We start from the raw sequence: 20,529 nt of genomic DNA on the forward strand, positions 1-20,529 counted from the left end.
TCATAAATCCTGGTGATGTTCATCACTTTTGTGCTGACCTGTAATGGAATATTCCACCCATTCAGCAAGATTAACGGCATGGTCACCAATTCGTTCAAAATATTTGGCAATCATCATCAAATCCAGAATTGCTTCCGGATCGCCGGTTTCTTCTTTCAGCTTCTGAAGCAGTTCGCCTCTTACCTGAATAAACAGGTTATCTACGGTATCGTCTTCCGCAACAACCTTATGTGCAAGGTCAAGATCTCCCTGAACAAAAGCTTCCACACTTTCGCTTACCATCATAACAGCGGCTTTTGCCATTTTGGTGATATGCAGTCTTCCCTGTGCAACAGTATCTGCTACATAACGAGTCAGTTCTGCTACGTCAGCTGCCTGGTCTCCGATACGTTCCATATCCGAAATCATCTTTAACGCTGCGGAAATGATACGCAGGTCTCTTGCTACCGGCTGCTGCTGCAGAAGCATACGCATACAGCGTGTCTCGATATCATGTTCCAGCTGATCCATCTCATGCTCAAGGGCAAACACTTTATCGACTGGGGCTTTTTTGTCCCCTTCCAGAAATTTTGCTGCAATCGAGATTGCTTCTTCGCACAGGCTTCCCATGCGAATCAGCTCGACATTCAGCTGTCTGAGCTGCTCGTCAAACCTTGTTCTCATATTAACCAAACCTTCCTGTAATATAGTCTTCGGTGCGTTTATCCTTTGGCATCGAGAAAATCTGCTCAGTTTCACCGTATTCAATCATTTTGCCCAGAAGGAAAAATGCGGTTCTGTCCGAAATTCTGGCTGCCTGCTGCATGTTGTGGGTAACCATGATAATGGTATAATCCTTCTTCAGCTCGGTTGCAAGCTCCTCGATTTTGGAGGTGGAGATTGGGTCCAGCGCACTGGTTGGTTCATCCATCAGAAGAACTTTTGGCTCTACTGCAAGCGCACGTGCAATGCAAAGACGCTGCTGCTGACCACCGGAAAGTCCGAGTGCACTCTTGTTGAGGCGGTCTTTTACCTCATCCCAGATTGCTGCACCACGAAGCGATTTCTCAACGATCTCGTCCAGACGAACTTTGGAACGGATGCCCTGCAGTTTTGGACCATAGGCAATATTATCATAAACAGACATTGGAAATGGGTTTGGTTTCTGGAACACCATACCAACTTCTTTACGAAGCCAGGTTGTATCAACCTGAGGATCGTAGATATCCTGACCATCATACAGGATCTTTCCTTCGATGCGGATACCCTCTACCAGGTCATTCATACGGTTGAGTGTTTTTAAGAAGGTGGATTTTCCGCAGCCGGAAGGTCCGATCAGCGCGGTAATCTGATTTTTGGGCAGCTCCATGTTGACGTCATAAAGCGCCTGATTATTGCTGTACCAGAGATTAAGTCCCTGTGCCGACATAATGGTTGACATTCTTTGCCCCATACCTTTCTTTATGAAATGTTTCTTTGAACACTTATTTTCTCTTGAGTTTTCTGCCAGTGAGGTTTGCTGCCAGGTTGATAATCAAAGTCAGGATCATCAGAATGGTTGCAATTGCAAATGCAACCGAGGTTTCGCCGCGTTCATTTGCGTAAACATACAGCGCAACAGTCAAAGTTGCAGAAGAAGACTGCAAAGACTGAACGAATCCATTGAGTACCAGACCAAAGCCTGCGGTGAACAGCAGTGCTGCCGATTCTCCTACGATACGTCCAATGGAAAGAATACATCCGGTAACAATACCATCAATTGCGTTTGGCAGAACAACAGTGCGGATCATATGCCATTTTCCGGCACCAAGACCCAGAGCACCTTCACGGTAAGACTGTGGAACAGTCTTGAGGCTTTCCTGAGTGGTACGCACAATGGTTGGGAGGATCATCATAACCAGAGTCAGACCTCCGGCAAGGATACCCTGTTTGAGTCCAACAAACTGAATAAAGAACAGCATACCAACCAGACCAAAAATGATCGATGGAATACCGGTCAGGATTTCAGTCGCAAACTCGATGAGTGCAACGACTTTTCGGTTTTTGGCATATTCTGTCAGATAGATTGCCGCACCTACCCCTAAAGGCAGTACAATAATCATTGCAATGAAAATGATATAAAGCGTATTAAGAATGTTTGGAAGGATACCGATGGTATCATTAATATAGCTGCTCTGACTGGTCAGCAGTTCCCAACTGATTGTACCTGCTCCGCGGTAGAAAATATACCCGATCAGGAACACAAGCAGAGCGCAGGTCAGCGCAGTGCAAAAATACATCAAACCTTTGAGCGTCCGGTCATAAACCTTGCGCCGTAATGCAAGTTCTTTCATCGGTTAGGCTCCTTCTTTCTTGTTTTTGATGAATACGTTGAGGACTACATTGATCAGCATGATAAATAAGAACAGTACCAGACCAATGGAGAAAAGTGCCTGTCTCTGCAAGGAGCCAGCTGCTGCATAAGACATTTCGGATGCGATTGCAGTGGTGAGGAAACGAACTGAGGTAAACAGTCCCGGCATATTTGCAACGTTACCGGATACCATGATGATTGCCATTGCTTCACCGATTGCACGTCCAACACCCAAAACAACTGCGGTTGCAACACCGCTTCTTGCTGCTGGAAGGCTTACCTTAAAGATTGTCTCAATCTTGGTAGCTCCCAGTGCCAGGGATGCTTCTTCATATTCTTTTGGCACTGCGTTGAGTGCATTTTCTGATACATTGATGATGGAAGGCAGAATCATAATTGCCAGTACAATGATTGCTGCCAGCAGCGATGCACCGGAGGAAAGATCAAACATCTCGCGGATTGCCGGAACCAGTACGATCATACCTACCAAACCATATACAACCGATGGAATACCTGCCAGCAGTTCCACAGCGGTATGGATGATACCTGCAACTTTTGGAGATGCACATTTGGAAAGAAAGATCGCTGTCATCAAACCAATCGGCACCCCAACAACTACAGCTCCTGCTGTACCGTAGATAGAAGTCAGAATAAACGGCAGAATTCCGTATGCTGGATCCTGTTTGTTAGTTGGTGCCCATCTCTGTCCAAAGAGGAAGTCAACAAGTCCTACCTCTCTGATTGCTGGAATACCTGATACAATCAGATAGATGCTGATCAAAAGCACGAAGCCAACTGCTACTACTCCACATAAGAGGAAGATGGCGTGCATCGCCATCTCCATCGCTTCTCTTATGTTTCTGTGCTTTTGACCACTGATTCTGGAAGTATTCTTTGCATCACCCTGAGTTTTTGCCAAAGGGATATTTGCTACATTTTGTTCCTGCATAAATGATGCTCCTTATCCGGTGGTCGTGCGTGTCTTGTCTATTTCTTATTCAGCCATTGGAACTGCGCCAGCATCACGGATCAGATCGTCTGCTGCATCAGAGAGAGCGAAGTCCATGAATGCCTGTGCTGGCTCGCTGAGTTCGTTTGCGCTGTTTGTTACCATAACAAATGGTCTCTGGATTTTGTAGGTACCGTCCTGAACAGTTTCTTCGGAGCAAGCAACACCGTCAACAGTTACCATCTTGATGCCTTCCTGACCTTCTACTGCAGAGAGAGAAGCATAACCGATTGCTGCTGGGTTGGATTTTACTGCCTCGATTACTGCACCTGTGGAGGTCAGTTCCTGAGAAAGTACGCAGGTATCTTCAGTGCCTGTGATGGATTCAAAACCATCTCTTGTACCGGAACCAGCTTCACGACCGATGCAAGCAACTTCGCCTTCGCCGCCTACCAGGCTCCAGTCAGCTGCGCCTGTGAACAGCTGTGCGATCTGTTCAACGCTCATGTCTTCTACTGGGTTTTCTGCGTTAACGATGATTGCGATACCGTCCAGTGCTACGGTTGTGCCTTCCAGACCAGCGGATGCTTCTTCATCTTTCAGTGCTCTGGAAGAAAGGCCGATGTCTGCGGAGCCATTGGAAGCTGCCTCAATACCTGTACCGGAACCGGTTGGGTCATATGTAACAGATACGCCTGGGTTTTCTGCCATAAACTGTTCGGAAAGGATACCGATTACTTTTTCCATAGAAGTGGAACCGTTGGTAGAAACGCTGCCAGAAAGTTCGCTTGTTTCTTCTGCTGGCTCTTCTTCTTTTGTTTCTTCAGTTTTTGTTTCTTCAGTCTGTGCTGTTTCTGTAGATTCAGCTGTGCCGCTCTCGGAACCGCCACAAGCTGCCATGCTCATTACCATTACTCCTGCCAGGATTGCTGCAAATAATTTTCTGTAAATCATGTTCATAATCTCCTTTTGTTTGTTGAACAATTTTTTACCTGACTTACTCTTCTGTCATTTCTTAACTCTCAGGTCGATTTACAGTATAAGGTTCTTGTGTAAAATCGAAAACAGAAGTTCTGTTAAAACTGCGTAAAAGAAATCCGTCTTTTTAAACAAAAAAGCACAGGGGATTTTTCCAAATCTACCCTGTGCTTATGTTTTTTGTGCTACTTAAATAAAAAGATTTCGTATGATTCTTTCTCTTATGTAAAGACCGCATTATAATCGGAGCAAACAGTTTTTTATCTTTTTTCTGTTTACCGACACACCTTTTTTTCCAGATGATGTTCCTTTACATATTTCGCTGCTGCTTTCGGCATCAGACTCTCCCAGTCGCCGCCTTCCTGCATCAATTTGCGCACCTGAGTTCCGCTGGTCAAGCGATCTGCATCGGTTCGCTCCCACATCACTTCGGTCTGATATCCCATCTTTTGCAGCTGTTCTACCTTATTTCTTCCCCACTGATCATAGATTGTCTGAAAAAAGACAACATCTTCCGGTACAAAATTCGGGATTTTCTCTGGTACTTCAATTGGAAATGGAACAATCGTAAACTCTTCCCTCGGAACACCTGCTTCCACCATACTTTCGGTAATCATCATCAGACGTTCAAAATAGGTAAAAGGATTTGCCTGCTCTTGGAAACGATTGAGCTTGGCATCATTCTTAATATATTGGGAATGGATGTCATAATTGGTCACACCAATAATCAAAAACTGACACCGTTTCTTTGCTTCCAGCAAAAATTCCATATGCCCCATATGCAGTCCCTGAAAGCGCCCCTGAACCGCTCCAATTGCAACCACTCTGAATCTCTCCTTCTGTTCTTATACTGCTCATGTATGATAAAAAATTCATTTTACTCATTCTTTCTCAAAGTATAGCCTATTTTTGGGAAAAATTCAACATCATGTATCCTTTTAGTCACATGATTTAAACAACATATCTAAAACTTCATGCTTTCTCTTGTAAAATCGAGCGAATTGACATTCCCCAAAATAAGGAATATACTTTTTATGTTTAAAAATATACACCTCAGCTATTATTTTTTCAGTCAGGAGGACGGAATTATGTATCATTTTGACCGCGAATACAATCGAAGAAATACTGAATGTGTAAAATGGGATGCCATGGGTGAAGACATCCTTCCAATGTGGATTGCTGATATGGATTTTGAAGCACCTGCTCCAATCTACGAGGCATTTGTAAAACGTGCAAACCACCATGTATATGCTTACAGCAAGCTGAGCAATGAATACTATCAGGCAGTTATCGATTTCATGCAGCGCCGCCACAACTTCCATGTTGAAAAAGACTGGATCGTGTTCACTCCAGGTGTTGTTATCGCTCTGACACTGGGTGTACAAGCTGTTACCGAACCTGGTGAAGAAGTTATGATTCTTTCTCCTGTTTATGGTCCATTCCGTGGTGCTACCACTGCCTGCGGCAGAAAGCTGATCGAAAGCCCACTGGTTAACAACGACGGCTACTACACCATCGACTTTGATGATATGGAAAAACGCATCACTCCTAACACCAAAGCATTCATGCTGTGCAGCCCACACAATCCAGTAGGCCGTGTATGGACAAAAGAAGAACTCACCAAGATCGCTCAGTTCTGCCTCAAACACAACCTCTACCTCATCGCAGACGAGATCCACAACGATCTGGTATTTAAAGATCATATTGTAATGAACAATATCTCGGATGAACTTGCAGAAAAGACCATTCTCTGCACTGCACCAAGCAAGACCTTTAACCTCGCAGGTCTCCAGGCTTCCAACATTATCATCAAAAACGAAGAACTGCGCAATAAATTCAAGACTCTGCTCGGCAATCTGCATGTTGGCAGCGCAAATGCGTTCGTTGACTCGGTTGTTATCGCTGCATACACCCAGTGCGACCAGTGGCTGGATGAGCTCAACGAATACATCAAAGGCAACCTGGAATACTTTGCAAAAGAAATCAATTCCATCGCTCCTCTGAAAATGCATGTACCAGAAGGCACCTATCTGGCATGGGTTGACTGCCGTGGATTAAAGATGACCGACGAAGAACTGACCGCTTTCTTCAAAGAGAAATGCCACCTTGCATTTAACGGCGGTACCTTCTTTGGTCCAGAAGGCAGTGGTTTTGTCCGTGCTAATATGGCTTGTCCTCGTTCCTACGTTGAAGAAGCTGTAAAACGCATTAAAGCAGGCGTTGCTTCTCTCTAATAAACAAAACAACTATTCATTTAAAAAAGCTCTGCCAATCGGCAGAGCTTTTTTCGTAAGGATCAGATTTTGTAAGTACACCGCCTGAGACAAAGCTCAGGCAGCATTTCCAGGCAGTGGGTTTCTTTCCGGCTGTTATCTGCAAAAACGGGTTGTGCAGCGGATGCGGTTATAGCCACAACCGGAGGAGCTGGATGTGCCGGTGCATCCACAATTGGACGAAGAAGCAGGCAGTGGGCAAGGTCTGTTTGCACAATGCTGGCATGGGCAGCAGCAGGTCTGTACACAGCAGCAGCAATTATGGTTACAGTTGCAGCTTTCTTCTTCCTCCTCTTCTACAAAGACAGGAACACTGATGTAGTATGGGTATTTTGGATAACCCGAGGTAAAGCGATAACCAGATGGAAAGAAATCGGAGATCGAGCTGCTCTGGGAAGACTGGGAGTTGCAGGAATTACAAGAATGACAAGACATAATAAAATCCTCCTTACGGTGTAGGGGCTGTGTGGTTTTGTGCCCCTCACGTTCTTATCTTATGCCCTATCGTTCCCTTTGGTTCCACCTTTGGGTCAGATGCTGTTTTCTTTCCTGAAAAGCAATAAAACAAGCATTCCCAGCTAAAACATGACCTAGCCCAAAGTCAGGAACACTATTTTCTTTTATCTTAAAAAAGTTAAAACCTGACCTAGCCTCTCAAAGTCGCTTTCAAACGGTTTGGCTTTGTAAGGAGAGAAAGTGCTGACAGGATATCCACTGTCAAGATATCTGCCTGCATTGCCGCCTTCGTAAAGGTGCCTTCCTGACCAATCACCGCAATCGAAAGAGCACTTGCAGCAAACATTTTGCTGTCGTTTCTCCCATTGCCAATACAGACAGTATGAAGGGCGCCTAATTTTGCAACCAGTTCCATTTTGTTCACTGCCACCGTTCCGCTGTCATAGGTCATTACCTCTACGGGAAGTCCTTCACATTCTTTTCGCACTGTTCCGTTGGTATCAGCGGTGATGACATAGATATCCACATTCTTTTGTTTGATCTCAGCAAGCAGCGGAGCTACCCCTTCAATCAATCTGCCATCGGTCGCAATGGTTCCGTTAAAATCCAGAACCAGATTTTTTATCTCTAAGCTTCCCCATCCTGGGATTTCTGCTGTTATCATAAAAGATTCCTCTCTTTCCTTTTACTTTTCTTATTTTATCATATTCTCTTTGGAAGAACAATTGACTTTTTTTATCTGCTGTGCTAGACTAAACACGAACTCGGAGGAAAGCTGTTTTTATAAAAGCGGTGCAGTTTTACCGGATAAGAGATGAACGCTGTTGTTTATCTCTTATCCGGTTTTTGTTTTATAAAAAACTTTCCAAACACAAAACTACTGAGGAGTGGTATGATGTCAAAATTACATGTACAGGATCTAACACAAGGCAGTATTACTCAAAAGTTACTGGTATTCGCCCTTCCTTACCTGTTTGCAAACCTGATTCAAGCACTTTATGGCGCGGTGGATATGATTGTTGTAGGCTGGTTTGACAGCGCTGCCGGCATTTCTGCTGTATCCATCGGCAGTCAGGTCATGCAGATCTTAACCAGTATGGTAGCGGGACTTACTATGGGAAGTACCATTTTGATTGCGCAATATTCCGGTGCCCGCCGTCAGGAAGAAACAGTCCGAACCATCAGCACAACACTGACTCTGTTTGCATTGCTTGCGGTATTTTTTACCGGACTGCTATTTTTCTTTGCTCCAACCGTTCTTTCTCTGCTGCAAACACCACCAGAAGCACTTTCTGCTGCACTCAGTTATGTCCGAATCTGTTCCTGCGGCACTCTTTTTATCTTTGGTTATAACGCCATCAGTGCTATCCTGCGCGGACTGGGAGATTCTAAAAACCCGCTTAAATTTGTTGCCATCGCCTGTGTATGCAATATCGTCCTTGACATTGCCCTTGTTGGAGGAGTCAAAATGGGAGCTGCCGGGGCTGCATTGGCAACCATTCTGTCTCAGGGAATCAGTATGCTGCTCGCAATCTTCTTTTTGCAGAAAAATAACTTCATCTTCACCTTTTCACTCAAAAACTTCCGCATCTATCCGGATGAGGCAAAGCGTTTAATTCGTCTGGGACTTCCTGTCTCTCTTCAGGAAACCATGGTCAGCCTGTCATTTCTGGTTATCAATGCTATCGTCAATTCTCTGGGTGTGGTTGCTTCTGCCGCTGTCGGCATCTGTGCAAAATTTGAAAGTTTTGCAATGCTTCCTGCCGGAGCATTCTCCAGTGCAATTGCATCCATGTCTGCCCAGAATATGGGGGCACAAAAACCGCAGCGTGCTAAAAAATGTATGTGGACAGGCATTGCATTTGCCTTTTTATGCTCTTTGTTTTTCTTTTTCTGGGTGCAGATTCTGCCGCAGAGCGCTCTGGCTCTTTTTAAGGCGGATGAACAGGTTACAGCTGCTGGCATTGAATATCTGAGGACATTTAGTTTTGACTTTATGTTTGTTTCCTTCTACTTCTGCATGAATGGCTTCTTAAACGGATGCGGCTGCACCACATTTACCATGGCAAACGGCGTTGCTGCAACTTTCCTGGTAAGAATCCCTCTGGCATTTCTGCTCACAAGCTTCCTACCAAAGGAATTGTCCCTGTATGGAATTGGCGCAGCTGCTCCGGTTGCTACCCTGTTTTCCATTGCATTGTGTCTGTTTTACCTCAAAAGCGGAAAGTGGAACACCTGTGAAATTTCCTCCTAAACTTTTTGCCCGCGCTTTTTGTCAAACTATTGACTTTTGGGAAAGATTATAGTATCCTTAATTAACAGAAAATTCCCTTTAAAGACAGCACCGAGAGGCTGGAAAGGGCATTGGCAATTAGTTATAGAATATCCCTGCCCTTCCATGCCCTTTTTTACGGTGGAAGGGCTTTTCTTTATGCTAAAAAATTTTCGGGAGGTCATTTTATGCGTCATTTAATCGATCCAATGGATTTGTCCCTGGAGGAAATCGACCAGCTCTTACAGGTCGGCGACGACATCATCAAAAACCCGCAGAAATATTCTGAAGTTTGTAAAGGCAAAAAGCTTGCAACCCTCTTCTATGAACCAAGCACCCGCACCAGACTCAGCTTTGAATCTGCCATGATGGAACTGGGCGGCAACGTTATCGGATTCTCTTCCGCTGATTCTTCTTCCGCTGCAAAAGGCGAAAGCGTTGCTGATACCATCCGTGTTATCGCAGGCTATGCTGATATTGCTGCAATGCGTCACCCAAAAGAAGGCGCACCAATGGTTGCTGCAATGAACTCCCCAATTCCTGTTATCAACGCAGGCGATGGCGGCCATCAGCACCCAACTCAGACACTGACCGACCTGATGACCATTCATCAGCTCAAAGGCAGAGTAGACAACATGACTGTTGGTCTGTGCGGCGACCTGAAGTTCGGCAGAACCGTTCATTCTCTCATCACTGCTCTCTCCCGCTACGAAGGTATCCGTTTTGTACTGATCTCTCCAGATGAGCTGAAAATTCCAGACTATGTTAAAACAGAAATTCTGGACAAAAAACAGATTCCATACACCGAAGTTCATACCTTGGAAGAGGCAATGCCAGAGCTTGATATCCTCTACATGACCCGCGTTCAGAGAGAACGTTTTGCAAGCGAGGAAGAATACCTGCGTCTGAAAGATTGCTACATCCTGACTCCAGAAAAACTTGCATCTGCAAAATCGGACATGTATATCCTGCATCCACTGCCGCGTGTAAACGAAATCTCGGTTGCAGTAGACAAAGATCCACGTGCTGCATACTTTAAACAGGTATTCTTTGGCAAGATCATCCGTATGGCACTAATCATGAAGCTCTTAGGTGTTACTCCTGCTCCATTCAACAAGGAACTGCCAGCTCCACAGCGCGACGAGTCTGAACCAGTGATCGGTGAGCATCACTGCAACAACCCTCGCTGCATCACCACCATCGAACAGGAACTGCCACAGGCATTCCGTCTGGTGGACAAAGAATCCAACACCTACCGCTGCATCTACTGCGAAGCACAACTTTAATCAAGCAAAACGGGCAAATCCAAAAGGATTTGCCCGTTTTTTGTGTTATGACCAATACTTTTTCGCCATAGGGAAATAAAAGTTTTGTCAACTTTTTCAAAAGTTGTCCAGTCCAGAGTGAAACTCTGGGCGCACTCCGCAGAGTGCGAAACACTTTATCCGTGAAAGCGCCTTTGCGGGTGAATTTTTCAATCCAAAATTTGGATTGAAAAAGAGGGGGCTTTTGTAAGAGAAAAGCACCCTTTGGAAACGGACGGCATGCACTTTTCAGAAAAACCTCCCAGTGGGAGATTTTTCTGTTGTCTGTGCTGTTGAGCAGAAAAATAATAACTTTTATTTTATTCTGTCAAAGCCTTCTTGTTCTAACGAGCGAGTGTGTTAGCTTAAGCGTTGCCGCGTGCTGAAACTACAATTTCGCACCAACGAGTGCAGCCGGAGGCAAGCGACCTGCGCGAGAGCGAGGCTCTCAAGTTCGCATTTAGCCGACTACGCGAGCTGCGTGCAGGCTCAGCCTGCTACTCGATTACATCAAAACCGAGGTCTTCGATTGCCTGAGCAAGTGCATCGCGATCCAGATTCTCGCCAGTTACTACAACCGAACCATCTGCTGCTTTTGCAGTTACTGCATCTACTCCCGCCATGGAAGAAAGTTTTTCCACTACTCTTGCTTCACATTTGCTGCAAGCCATACCTTCGGTGATAAATTTGATTTCCATAAAAAGCCTCCTATAATCAGTTGATATCGATAACAGCCTTACTTTTTGTTTGGCTGATAACGGGTCAGTCTCAAAGAATTGGAAACAACCGATACGGACGAAAATGCCATTGCTGCTCCGCCAAATACCGGAGAAAATGCTGGACCACCAAACAAAACCAGCAATCCTGCTGCAATCGGAATTCCAATCATATTATAGATAAATGCCCAGAACAGATTCTGACGAATGATCTGCATGGTCTTGCGGGAAAGTTTGAGCGAATCAACCACTGCATGAAGATCTTCCCTCATCAGGATAATTCCTGCAGATTCTGCCGCTACATCCGTTCCAGAGGAAAGAGCAATGCCGACATTGGCTCCTGCCAGAGCTGGAGCATCGTTGATTCCATCTCCAACCATTGCTACAATGCGTCCCTGCTTTTTAAACTCCTCTACTGCCTGGTGTTTGTCCTGTGGGAGTACCTGTGCTCTTACCGAAGCAATTCCTGCTTCCTTCGCAATCAGTTTTGCTGCTCCTTCATTATCTCCAGTGATCATAACCGTCTCGATTCCCATCGCATTCAGCTGTGCAATCGCATCTCGGGCATCCGGGCGAATGGTATCGGAGAGGGAAATCATTCCGATATAGTTTGCATCCAGTGCAACATAGATTGCGGTACATCCCGGTAAAACAGTGGTATCTTCATCCTCTGGGATTTCAATTTTTTCCAGCTCCATCAATGCCATCGTTCCGGCAATCACTGTTTTGCCGTCCACCTTTGCAATGATTCCTCTTCCCGGAATACTCTGTGTGGACTCTGGACGAATCACGGTAATGCCGTCCTGCTGTGCATGGTCCAGAATTGCCGCAGCGATCGGATGCTCCGAGCCGGATTCTGCTGACGCACAGTATCCCAACAGTTCCAGCTCCTCAATTCCCTTTGCTGGTGTAACTGCTGCTGTTTTAAGTTTTCCATAGGTGATGGTTCCTGTTTTATCAAAGATAACGGTATTAACTCCGGCAGCAGTTTCAATGACATCTCCGCCGCGATAAAGAATTCCCAGATTTGCTCCGCGTCCGGTACCGGCAATGACTGCAATCGGTGTTGCAAGTCCCAGTGCACATGGACAGGCAACCACCAGCACCGCTACAAAGTTATTGAGTACAAAGGCAAGTTCCTTGCCGCTGATTGCCCACAAAATCGAAGTGATAATCGCAATCGAAACTACTGTCGGCACAAAAATTCCCGAAATCTTGTCGGCGAGTCTTGCCGCCGGAGCCTTTCTTTCCTGCGCTTCGGTAACCAAACGCAGCACCTGAGAAATTGCTGTGTTGCCGCCAACTCCGGTCGCTTCAATCTGGAGCATACCGTCCTTACAGATGGTACCGCCGGAAACATGGGAACCCACTTCTTTGTAGACTGGCAGACTTTCTCCGGTCAGCATGGATTCATCCACCGATGCCTGACCAGACAGAACTGTTCCATCTACTGGGATTCGTGTTCCCGGTTTTACCAGCACGATATTCTTGACACGCACCTGTTTTGCGGGAACTTCCACTTCCTGCCCATCCTTTAAAAGGATGGCTGTATTCGGAATCATGGATACCAGAGAATTGATTGCTTTCTTTGCTGAGTTTTTGCTGTTTTCTTCCAAAAACTTACCCAACAACACCAAAGCAACCACTACCGCCGCCGATTCATAATACAGATTATGCGCTCCATGTGCATTTCCCTGCACAATTGTAACGGTGTTATACAAGCTATACAGGAAAGCGGTTGTGGTTCCAATCATCACCAGAGAATCCATATTTGGATGGCGTTTGATCAGATTTTTCATTCCGTTTATGAAGAAGTTTCTTCCACAAATCAGAACCGGAACAGTAAACACCAGCTGAATCAGCGCAAAGTTTAACGGGTTTACCCTGTCATCAATAACAGCTGGCAGAGGCAGACGAACTGGAAGCATGTGTGACATTCCAATATACAGAACAACTGCTCCGCAGATCAAAGCGGTAATCAATCTCTTTTTGCTGATGGTATGGGTCAATGCTACATTGACTTCATCTTCATCCGCCAAAGCAGCGGTGAAGCCTGTTTTGTTCACCACTTCCACCAGATGCTCCGGAGAAACGGATGGGTCACACAGAACTGTTGCACTGTTCGTCGCAAGATTTACCGTTGCCTGCACTACTCCATCCACACGTCGCAGTGCACGCTCCACCGAAGCGGAGCAAGCTGCACAGGTCATTCCCTGTACATTGATCTTTACATGTTTGGTCTCATTCAACAAAATCATCCTCTCTTTTTCTTACATCAGGATAGTTATCTTCTTATCGTTTTCCGTTATATCTGCATAATCCGTTCCACCAAAAGATGAAACTGCTCTATCATCTCCGGTCCCAGCGCCTCTTCCATCTCTGTTTGGGCCTTCTGCCAGAATATCCTAGCATGGGAAAGTACCTGTTTCCCCTCCTCAGTAAGCTCCAGGCTGCGGCTGCGTCCTTTGCAGGCAGTGTCCTGAATCAGTCCTCTGTTTTCCAGCGGTTTCAGATTTCGCACCAGAGTGGTGCGCTCCAAACCAACCAGCTGTGCCAGATGACTGACGCTGACACAAGGATTTTCCTCGATGTGCACAAGAAGGGCATATTGTCCTCGTGTAATCCCCGCCTGTTCCAGATGATGATTATAAATACTGGTAATTTTATTTTCTGCCCGCTTGATGTTTGCACAGAAGCAATTACTTCCACCACAGTGACAACCATACAACTCATCTGTCATCCATGCTCTCTCCTTTCCTGTAACGTGTATATACACATTATAAAAAGCAAAGCACAGAATGTCAAGAGGTAAAACGGATAAATTTAGTCTAGTTGTTAGCCGGCATCCTTTTCAAAATCTTTCATGAACTTTTCTGTTTGTGCATATAGTAATGCTAACAATACCTTATGAAAGGAGGCACTTTGTTGTTGTCCATCATTTCCTGCCCACTTCCACTGCGTCATAATAAACGGTTTCTTCCCTTTTTTCCCCGAATGATTGAAAAAAGTACAACACTTTCCCTGTTTGGCAAAAAGATACAATATGTACAGTTAGGGCGCATCAAACACCTCTCTGCAAAAAAGCTGTGTGAACTTTGCCCTTCTCCGGTTATCCTTTCCCCCAATATCCCACCCCAAACCCGTCAGCGTCTAGAAAAAAACGGAATGAACTTTTTTTCGTGCAAACAGTATCCTGAATTTATGCAGATACTTTGCTTAAATTCTGCTATTGAGCTGCTCACGCTCAGCGGAATTCCTTTTCCCTGTCAAGTTCTCGGCATTGTCGATCCTGTTTTTCATCATCCGGAACTTGCCGAATTTGCACTGCGTCACCTGCCGCAGGTCCATCTGTTCACCGAAAATCTGTCTGCTGCCGAACAATTTGCACACCGGATGATGCAGGAGTATGGAGCACCTGTTTTATTTTCTTCTGAATCACACATATTACTGGACTGCCAGCTGATTTTTTCACCGGAAAATCAGCTGGTACATCATGATATTCCCTGCATTCTCCCCTTTCCTCCAGATACTGTCCCAGAGCATACCATTTTGTTTCACTCACCTGTACCCATTCTTCCTCCTTCCCTGACCGGCATTACAGGAACAGATATTCCCGCAGCTGAGTTTCTTTCTGCATTATACAGCCTCGGACGATGCTCCGTATTAAAGAAAACTTCCTGTCGACAAATCTGCCGCCAAAATTCTGACAGCGGACAGCTTCTCCTTACCCCGTATGACGCTGCCGGTCTTCTTTTGGAACGATTTCGCGAAGGAGTTTTGGGATAAAGGATTTAAAAGCTCAAAAATTTACAAAATATTTGAATCTGTTTCCATTATTTTTAAGTGTTTTGTCTGATTCCTGCTTGACAGCATCCTTCTCTTTGACTATAATACAACTATTATCACAAACGTTACCCCAAAAACTGAAAACGACTGCATAAAGGGTATCTTGTTGATAGGATGTTTGTACATCCAAAATAACCCATTAAATAAAACGGCGGCTTTTGTGGACCATGCCACCATCTGCCGCTGAGAGGAGCATGCATCATGGCTAACGAAATCGTTATGACCCAGGAAGGCTACAACGACCTGGTCAAAGAACTCAATGAACTGAAAACTACCCGCCGTGCAGAAATCTCGGAAAAGATTCGTGTTGCACGCGGTTTTGGCGACCTTTCCGAAAACAGCGAATACGATGAAGCCAAAAATGAACAGGCAATCGTAGAAGCTCGTATTCTTACTCTGGAAAATCAGCTGAAAAATGTAAAAATCGTTGCAAAATCTGATAACAAAGGTACTGTTTCGATCGGCAGCTTTGTTACCATCCGTGACGTGGAATTTGGCGATGAAATGACCTACCGTATCATCAGCTCGGTTGAATCGAGCAACGATATGTCCACCATCACTGATGAGTCCCCTGTCGGCAAAGCATTGCTTGGTCACAAAGCAGGCGATTCGGTTATGGTAACGGTACCATCCGGTGCTAAAATCGAGTATCAGATCGTAAACGTTGAATAACAGATTATTTCTTTTAGAAAAAGCAGGGTGAATTCACCCTGCTTTTTTTCTTGCAGAAACTTGGTGCCAAAGGCAAATAAAAATTTTTGGTTCTATCGAAATTTTTTCACTCGCCGAGCGAGTGTGCTAACTTAAGCGTCGCCGTGTGCTGAAACCGAGACTTCCCACCAAACCAAAGCGCGATACAGTGTACAGCTTCAAGCTGCTTTGGTATAAAGTAACGAAATAACGCAAGAAATCGCCGTTATTTTTTGATTGTATTTCGTCGAAAAAAAAGTTATAATATAGGGTGTAACTGTCTGCATTCATGCAGATACTTTTTATTGTAAATTATCATACCGAAAGGACGGAAAATACATGGCAGAAAATCTGGAAAACCAGAACACCGAACCGACCGCTGAAGAACTTTCTGAAGTGCTTCGTGTTCGCCGCGAAAAGTTTGCCGCTTTAAAAGAAGCTGGCAGAAACCCATTTGAACAGACCCGTTATGACCGCACCATCTACGCACAGCAGATTGCTGAGCGTTTTGATGAGCTGGAGAATCAGCCTGTTTCCATTGCTGGACGTATCATGAGCAAACGTGCAATGGGTAAAGCATCCTTCTTTGACGTTGCAGATTCTTCCGGCAGAATTCAGGTCTACATCAAACGCGACATTGTTGGCGAAGAAATCTATGACCAGTTCAAAAAATGGGACATTGGTGATATCGTTGGCGTAAAGGGTGAGGTTTTCCGTACCAAACACGGTGAAATCTCGATCCGTGCTACCGAGGCAATCCTGCTGTCCAAATCCCTGCTGCCTCTGCCGGAAAAATTCCATGGTCTGACCAACACTGACCTGAGATACCGTCAGAGATACGTTGACCTTATCATGAACCCAGAAGTTCGTGACGTATTCGTAAAACGTTCCATGATCATCAAAGAGCTGCGCAACTTCCTGGATGCAAAAGGTTATCTGGAAGTTGAGACCCCTGTTCTGCACAATATCGCAGGCGGTGCTGCTGCTCGTCCATTTATCACACATCACAACAGCCTCAACATCGATATGTATCTGCGTATCGCTCTTGAGCTGCACCTGAAACGTCTGATTGTCGGCGGCTTTGATAAGGTTTACGAAATCGGCCGTGTATTCCGTAACGAAGGCATGGACACCAAACACAATCCGGAATTCACCATGCTCGAGTTCTATCAGGCATATTCCAACTACGAAGACATCATGAACCTGACTGAAGAGCTGCTGCGCTATGTTACCGAAAAGGTACTGGGCACAACCAAAGTCGTTTATGGCGGCGAAGAAATCGACCTTGGCAAACCGTTCGCACGTATCACCATGGTTGACGCTGTTAAGAAATATGCCGGCGTAGACTTCAACGAAATCCACACTCTGGAAGAAGCAAGAGCTGTTGCAAAAGAGCACAACATTCAGTACGAAGAACGTCACCTCAAAGGCGATATTCTCAATCTGTTCTTCGATGAATTCGTTGAGGACAAGCTCATCCAGCCAACCTTCCTGATGGGTCATCCGGTTGAAATCTCCCCTCTGTCCAAGAGAATGGCAGATAACCCGGGCTACACCGAACGTTTCGAGCTGTTCATCACCGGCCGTGAGTTTGCAAACGCATTCTCCGAGCTTAACGACCCAATCGACCAGAAAGAACGTTTTGAACATCAGCTGGAGCTGAAAGCACAGGGCGACGAAGAAGCTACCGATATGGACAACGACTTCATCACTGCTCTGGAATACGGTCTGCCGCCAACAGGTGGTTTCGGTATGGGTGTTGACCGTCTGGTTATGTTCCTGACCAACCAGCCATCCATTCGTGACGTTCTGCTCTTCCCTACTATGAAGCCAATCGGCGGAGAAGCAAAGAAAGCTACTGCAACCACACCTGTTGCAACCACTCCAGTTGCGGAAGAAGTAAAAGCAGAACCAATCGATTTCTCCAAAGTAAAGATCGAGCCACTCTTTGAAGAGATGGTAGAATTTGATACCTTTGCAAAATCGGATTTCCGCGCTGTAAAGGTAAAAGAATGTACCGCAGTTCCAAAGAGCAAAAAGCTTTTGAAATTTGTTCTGGATGACGGAACCGGCACTGACCGTGTTATCCTCAGCGGTATTCATGAATACTATGAACCAGAAGAACTGCTTGGCAAGACCTGCATCGCAATCGTAAACCTGCCACCTCGCAAGATGATGGGTATTGATTCCTGCGGTATGCTGATTTCTGCGGTTCATGAAGAAGACGGTCACGAAGGTCTGAACCTTCTGATGGTCAATGACCGCATCCCTGCTGGTGCAAAACTTTACTAAAGTTTACACAAAAAATCCCCCTGAGAAATTCTCAGGGGGATTTTAGCAATCAGTAAAAAATAAAAAAGGAGGCTACAAAATGACATCCCTTATTATTCGTCCTGCCTCTCTTTCCGATGCCGCCGATCTGGGTATGATCCACTACCAATCCTGGCTGCAAACTTATACTGGATTGATCGATCAAAACTTTCTGAACCAACTTTCTGCTCAGCGCAGTCAGCAGCGATTCGAGGCGGAAGGATGCAAACAGTTTTTAATCGCACTGGTGGATGGTTCTCCTGCCGGCTTCTGTCGCTACTGCAAAAGTCGCGATCCGGACGCTGACAGCCTCACTGGTGAGATTCGGGCAATCTACCTTTTAAAAGAATACCAACAACAAGGAATTGGAAAAGCACTGATGCTGTATGCCTTTGATGAGTTAAAGAAACTGGGGATGAACAAAGTAACCCTGTGGGCATTGGAAAGCAACACTGCAGCGCACTGTTTTTATACTAAGATGGGATTTACCCCAGATGGTGCTCGCAAACAGGACCCCGTTGGGGCTGAAATCCGTTTCTCTCTTGCTTTTTCTGATTTGGGTTAATCCTCATCTCTGGGACCCCATTCATCCCAGCAGCAGACTGCAACCGAGGTTAAGCCCCAAACAAATGCAAAACGGTAAGCTCCCACCGCTTTGATATGGATTCCAGGGAGATGACGCAAAATCAACAACATTCCCAAAGCGCTGAGAAAATCGATCATAGCATGGCTTAAGGTCACTTCCCAAAATCCCCGTATCCATCGGTTCTTGACCAACCACAATTCCAAACGGTCTGAAAGCTCACCAAAAAGCAGATCAAGAGCAAGAAAACCAATCATAAATAAAATAAACTGCCAGGTCTGGTCGCAGGAAAATCCAAACAGATCAAAAACAAACCAGCTGACCAACAGCATCAAAAGGGTACTAATCAGGGCAACCGGTACCTCCATCCATTCATCCATTCTGTTGTTTTTCATCGTCATCCCTCCCTTCCTGTTCGATTCTCTTTATTTTATTCTTCTCTCTTTATAAGAATACCAAAAAAACCTCCTTCTGACAAGAGAAGGAGGTTTTTGATTTTAACCATTGCCCTGCAAATATGGAAGCGGGTTGACGTGCTGACCGCCTTCACGCACTTCAAAGTGCAGATGCGGACCTGTCGACCATCCGGTACTACCAACTTTTGCAATTGTTTGTCCACGGGAAACGACCTGACCTTCGGATACCAGCAGCTGACTGCAGTGTCCGTACAGTGTGCTCTTTCCGCCGCCATGGTCAATAATGATATACATACCATAGCCGCTTCCTGCAACGTAGGAGGTGTTTGCCTTAACAACCGTTCCGGTGTTGGCTGCAACGATATCTGCACCCATACATCCGCCGCCGGTGATATCAATACCGGTGTGGAAGTCTGTACCATTAAAGCGCCAACCATAACCGGAAGAAATGGTGCTGTATCCTGGCAGCGGCCACTTCATCTCACCGCCGACATACTCACTGTTTTCAGCAGTGGAGAGACTGTCGATTGCAGCGTATACCGCCGAGATCTCATCTTCCATCTCTTTTGCTTTCTGCTGGCTTGCCGCTACGTCTGCCATATACTCGGATTCGAGCTTGCTGATATCTTCAATTTCAGCCTGTGCCGCACTGATCTTCTTGCTCAGGGAGCTCTTGGAATCTTCCAGCTCACTGTTAGCTTTTTCCAGTTCTTCCTGTTCCTGTTTGAGCTGCTGTTCTTTTTCTTCCAGCTCTTCCTTTTCCTGAGTCAGCTCGGTAATAATCTCCTGATCGCGGTCTGCAATCTCGGTAATTACCTTGGTGCGGACCAAGCTGTCATAATAGCTGTCTGCTCCCAGTACAACCGACAAAGCATCACTGTATCCAGCCTTATAGGAAGTTTGGATTCTTTTTCTCAGAAGGTTGATCTGTTCATTAATATTTTTCTTAGAGGTTTCGATATCCTCCTGTGTCATCTTGATCGATTCATTCATTGCATCGATCTGTAATGTCAAGGTACTGATCTGACTCAACACATTGTTCAAATCCGCATCCAGCGAATCTTTAACTGCCTGAGCCTGCTGTTTTTTATCAGTAACACCAGCCAGCTTGTTTTGGAGTTCCGCCTGTTCCTCTTTGAGTTTATCAAGCTCGGACTGCAAGTCGGTAATCTGGCTCTGATATTCCTGTTTCTGCTGCTCGCGTTCTGCTTTCTTTTGGTTTGCCTCGTCGATTTCCTGCTGGCGTAAGGTTTCCGAATCTTCCACGCTGATATAATCGTCATCCTGCGTGCTGGTTTCTGTCTCCCAAGACGCCGAAGCAGGCAAAGCAAGCAGAATTGCTGCCACCAGAGCAACTGCAATCCATTTTAACAAACCACCTGTTTTTTTCTGTTCCACAGATGC

General features: G+C 45.5%; 20 protein-coding genes and 1 pseudogene. 8 read left to right on the forward strand and 13 right to left on the reverse strand.

Annotated elements, in window-relative coordinates; all coding sequences use genetic code 11:
* The 6 genes from phoU to BQ5375_RS11455 all read right to left on the reverse strand — a co-directional run bounded on the left by phoU (position 1) and on the right by BQ5375_RS11455 (position 5,083).
* Complete coding sequence (gene phoU / locus BQ5375_RS11430; protein WP_022132892.1) at positions 1-663, reverse strand: phosphate signaling complex protein PhoU; 663 nt, start codon at positions 661-663, stop codon at positions 1-3.
* A gap of 1 nt (position 664) precedes the next feature.
* Complete coding sequence (gene pstB / locus BQ5375_RS11435) at positions 665-1,420, reverse strand: phosphate ABC transporter ATP-binding protein PstB (RefSeq protein WP_022132893.1); 756 nt, start codon at positions 1,418-1,420, stop codon at positions 665-667.
* 43 nt (positions 1,421-1,463) lie between these two features.
* Entirely contained in the window at positions 1,464-2,312 is an 849-nt protein-coding gene (gene pstA, locus BQ5375_RS11440; RefSeq protein ID WP_022132894.1) for a phosphate ABC transporter permease PstA, read from the reverse strand.
* A gap of 3 nt (positions 2,313-2,315) precedes the next feature.
* Positions 2,316-3,176 (reverse strand): phosphate ABC transporter permease subunit PstC, encoded by an 861-nt coding sequence (pstC, locus tag BQ5375_RS11445; RefSeq protein WP_076918166.1) that lies wholly within the window; start codon positions 3,174-3,176, stop codon positions 2,316-2,318.
* Positions 3,177-3,326: 150 nt separating this feature from the next.
* Positions 3,327-4,241 (reverse strand): phosphate ABC transporter substrate-binding protein, encoded by a 915-nt coding sequence (locus BQ5375_RS11450; RefSeq protein WP_076917954.1) that lies wholly within the window; start codon positions 4,239-4,241, stop codon positions 3,327-3,329.
* Between the two features lie 293 nt (positions 4,242-4,534).
* On the reverse strand, positions 4,535-5,083 hold the full coding sequence (locus tag BQ5375_RS11455) for an adenylyltransferase/cytidyltransferase family protein (protein WP_022132897.1): 549 nt from the start codon (positions 5,081-5,083) through the stop codon (positions 4,535-4,537).
* Between the two features lie 264 nt (positions 5,084-5,347).
* On the opposite strand from BQ5375_RS11455, the gene BQ5375_RS11460 reads away from it, so the two are divergent.
* Positions 5,348-6,493, forward strand: coding sequence for a MalY/PatB family protein (locus tag BQ5375_RS11460; protein WP_083687613.1), 1,146 nt, complete (start codon positions 5,348-5,350; stop codon positions 6,491-6,493).
* A 135-nt stretch (positions 6,494-6,628) separates the two neighbouring features.
* On the opposite strand, the gene BQ5375_RS11465 is transcribed toward BQ5375_RS11460, so the two are convergent.
* The gene (locus BQ5375_RS11465) at positions 6,629-6,967 is read right to left on the reverse strand and encodes a hypothetical protein (RefSeq protein ID WP_076917955.1); all 339 of its coding nucleotides are present in this window, start codon (positions 6,965-6,967) and stop codon (positions 6,629-6,631) included.
* A 211-nt stretch (positions 6,968-7,178) separates the two neighbouring features.
* Entirely contained in the window at positions 7,179-7,652 is a 474-nt protein-coding gene (locus tag BQ5375_RS11470; protein ID WP_022132899.1) for an HAD family hydrolase, read from the reverse strand.
* Positions 7,653-7,883: 231 nt separating this feature from the next.
* Between BQ5375_RS11470 and BQ5375_RS11475 the strand changes: the two genes are divergently transcribed.
* From BQ5375_RS11475 to BQ5375_RS14550, 3 genes and pseudogenes are all read left to right on the forward strand, one after another.
* Entirely contained in the window at positions 7,884-9,242 is a 1,359-nt protein-coding gene (locus tag BQ5375_RS11475) for an MATE family efflux transporter (RefSeq protein ID WP_022132900.1), read from the forward strand.
* A gap of 206 nt (positions 9,243-9,448) precedes the next feature.
* Positions 9,449-10,357: pseudogene (pyrB, locus tag BQ5375_RS11480) on the forward strand (aspartate carbamoyltransferase); the annotation flags it as partial.
* Positions 10,340-10,546, forward strand: coding sequence for a hypothetical protein (locus BQ5375_RS14550; RefSeq protein WP_235850016.1), 207 nt, complete (start codon positions 10,340-10,342; stop codon positions 10,544-10,546). The pseudogene pyrB and the gene BQ5375_RS14550, both read left to right, overlap by 18 nt.
* Before the next feature lie 515 nt (positions 10,547-11,061).
* On the opposite strand, the gene BQ5375_RS11485 is transcribed toward BQ5375_RS14550, so the two are convergent.
* Genes BQ5375_RS11485 through BQ5375_RS11495 form a run of 3 tightly spaced genes read right to left on the reverse strand, consistent with a single transcriptional unit; the run spans position 11,062 to position 14,020 of the window.
* Positions 11,062-11,262 carry a heavy-metal-associated domain-containing protein gene (locus BQ5375_RS11485; RefSeq protein WP_022132326.1) on the reverse strand — a complete coding sequence of 67 codons (201 nt, stop codon included), beginning with the start codon at positions 11,260-11,262 and terminating at the stop codon, positions 11,062-11,064.
* A 38-nt stretch (positions 11,263-11,300) separates the two neighbouring features.
* A complete protein-coding gene (locus tag BQ5375_RS11490) occupies positions 11,301-13,529 on the reverse strand; it encodes a heavy metal translocating P-type ATPase (protein ID WP_022132327.1) in 2,229 nt (742 codons plus the stop codon).
* Between the two features lie 56 nt (positions 13,530-13,585).
* Complete coding sequence (locus BQ5375_RS11495; protein WP_022132328.1) at positions 13,586-14,020, reverse strand: MarR family winged helix-turn-helix transcriptional regulator; 435 nt, start codon at positions 14,018-14,020, stop codon at positions 13,586-13,588.
* Between the two features lie 185 nt (positions 14,021-14,205).
* On the opposite strand from BQ5375_RS11495, the gene BQ5375_RS11500 reads away from it, so the two are divergent.
* From BQ5375_RS11500 to BQ5375_RS11515, 4 genes are all read left to right on the forward strand, one after another.
* A complete protein-coding gene (locus BQ5375_RS11500) occupies positions 14,206-15,066 on the forward strand; it encodes a hypothetical protein (RefSeq protein WP_076917958.1) in 861 nt (286 codons plus the stop codon).
* 261 nt (positions 15,067-15,327) lie between these two features.
* On the forward strand, positions 15,328-15,798 hold the full coding sequence (greA, locus tag BQ5375_RS11505; RefSeq protein WP_022132330.1) for a transcription elongation factor GreA: 471 nt from the start codon (positions 15,328-15,330) through the stop codon (positions 15,796-15,798).
* A 357-nt stretch (positions 15,799-16,155) separates the two neighbouring features.
* Positions 16,156-18,108, forward strand: a complete 1,953-nt coding sequence (gene lysS, locus BQ5375_RS11510) for a lysine--tRNA ligase (RefSeq protein ID WP_022132331.1) — start codon at positions 16,156-16,158, stop codon at positions 18,106-18,108.
* A gap of 79 nt (positions 18,109-18,187) precedes the next feature.
* Positions 18,188-18,691: a GNAT family N-acetyltransferase gene (locus BQ5375_RS11515; protein WP_022132332.1), complete on the forward strand. Its 504-nt coding sequence runs from the start codon at positions 18,188-18,190 to the stop codon at positions 18,689-18,691.
* Here the strand turns inward: BQ5375_RS11515 and BQ5375_RS11520 are convergent.
* Positions 18,688-19,104 (reverse strand): hypothetical protein, encoded by a 417-nt coding sequence (locus tag BQ5375_RS11520; protein ID WP_022132333.1) that lies wholly within the window; start codon positions 19,102-19,104, stop codon positions 18,688-18,690. The genes BQ5375_RS11515 and BQ5375_RS11520 overlap by 4 nt on opposite strands.
* A gap of 102 nt (positions 19,105-19,206) precedes the next feature.
* Complete coding sequence (locus BQ5375_RS11525; protein ID WP_076917959.1) at positions 19,207-20,523, reverse strand: murein hydrolase activator EnvC family protein; 1,317 nt, start codon at positions 20,521-20,523, stop codon at positions 19,207-19,209.
* Between the last annotated feature and the right edge of the window lie 6 nt (positions 20,524-20,529).

Source organism: Negativibacillus massiliensis (assembly GCF_900148495.1).
Classification (GTDB): Bacteria; Bacillota; Clostridia; order Oscillospirales; family Ruminococcaceae; genus Negativibacillus; species Negativibacillus massiliensis.

Coding starts and splice junctions, on each gene's coding strand:
- phoU (WP_022132892.1), bottom strand. CDS start 663: ATGAGAACAAGGTTTGACGAGCAGCTCAGACAGCTGAATGTCGAGCTG.
- pstB (WP_022132893.1), bottom strand. CDS start 1,420: ATGTCAACCATTATGTCGGCACAGGGACTTAATCTCTGGTACAGCAAT.
- pstA (WP_022132894.1), bottom strand. CDS start 2,312: ATGAAAGAACTTGCATTACGGCGCAAGGTTTATGACCGGACGCTCAAA.
- pstC (WP_076918166.1), bottom strand. CDS start 3,176: ATGGAGATGGCGATGCACGCCATCTTCCTCTTATGTGGAGTAGTAGCA.
- BQ5375_RS11450 (WP_076917954.1), bottom strand. CDS start 4,241: ATGAACATGATTTACAGAAAATTATTTGCAGCAATCCTGGCAGGAGTA.
- BQ5375_RS11460 (WP_083687613.1), top strand. CDS start 5,348: ATGTATCATTTTGACCGCGAATACAATCGAAGAAATACTGAATGTGTA.
- BQ5375_RS11465 (WP_076917955.1), bottom strand. CDS start 6,967: ATGTCTTGTCATTCTTGTAATTCCTGCAACTCCCAGTCTTCCCAGAGC.
- BQ5375_RS11470 (WP_022132899.1), bottom strand. CDS start 7,652: ATGATAACAGCAGAAATCCCAGGATGGGGAAGCTTAGAGATAAAAAAT.
- BQ5375_RS11475 (WP_022132900.1), top strand. CDS start 7,884: ATGTCAAAATTACATGTACAGGATCTAACACAAGGCAGTATTACTCAA.
- BQ5375_RS14550 (WP_235850016.1), top strand. CDS start 10,340: ATGAAGCTCTTAGGTGTTACTCCTGCTCCATTCAACAAGGAACTGCCA.
- BQ5375_RS11485 (WP_022132326.1), bottom strand. CDS start 11,262: ATGGAAATCAAATTTATCACCGAAGGTATGGCTTGCAGCAAATGTGAA.
- BQ5375_RS11495 (WP_022132328.1), bottom strand. CDS start 14,020: ATGACAGATGAGTTGTATGGTTGTCACTGTGGTGGAAGTAATTGCTTC.
- greA (WP_022132330.1), top strand. CDS start 15,328: ATGGCTAACGAAATCGTTATGACCCAGGAAGGCTACAACGACCTGGTC.
- lysS (WP_022132331.1), top strand. CDS start 16,156: ATGGCAGAAAATCTGGAAAACCAGAACACCGAACCGACCGCTGAAGAA.
- BQ5375_RS11515 (WP_022132332.1), top strand. CDS start 18,188: ATGACATCCCTTATTATTCGTCCTGCCTCTCTTTCCGATGCCGCCGAT.
- BQ5375_RS11520 (WP_022132333.1), bottom strand. CDS start 19,104: ATGAAAAACAACAGAATGGATGAATGGATGGAGGTACCGGTTGCCCTG.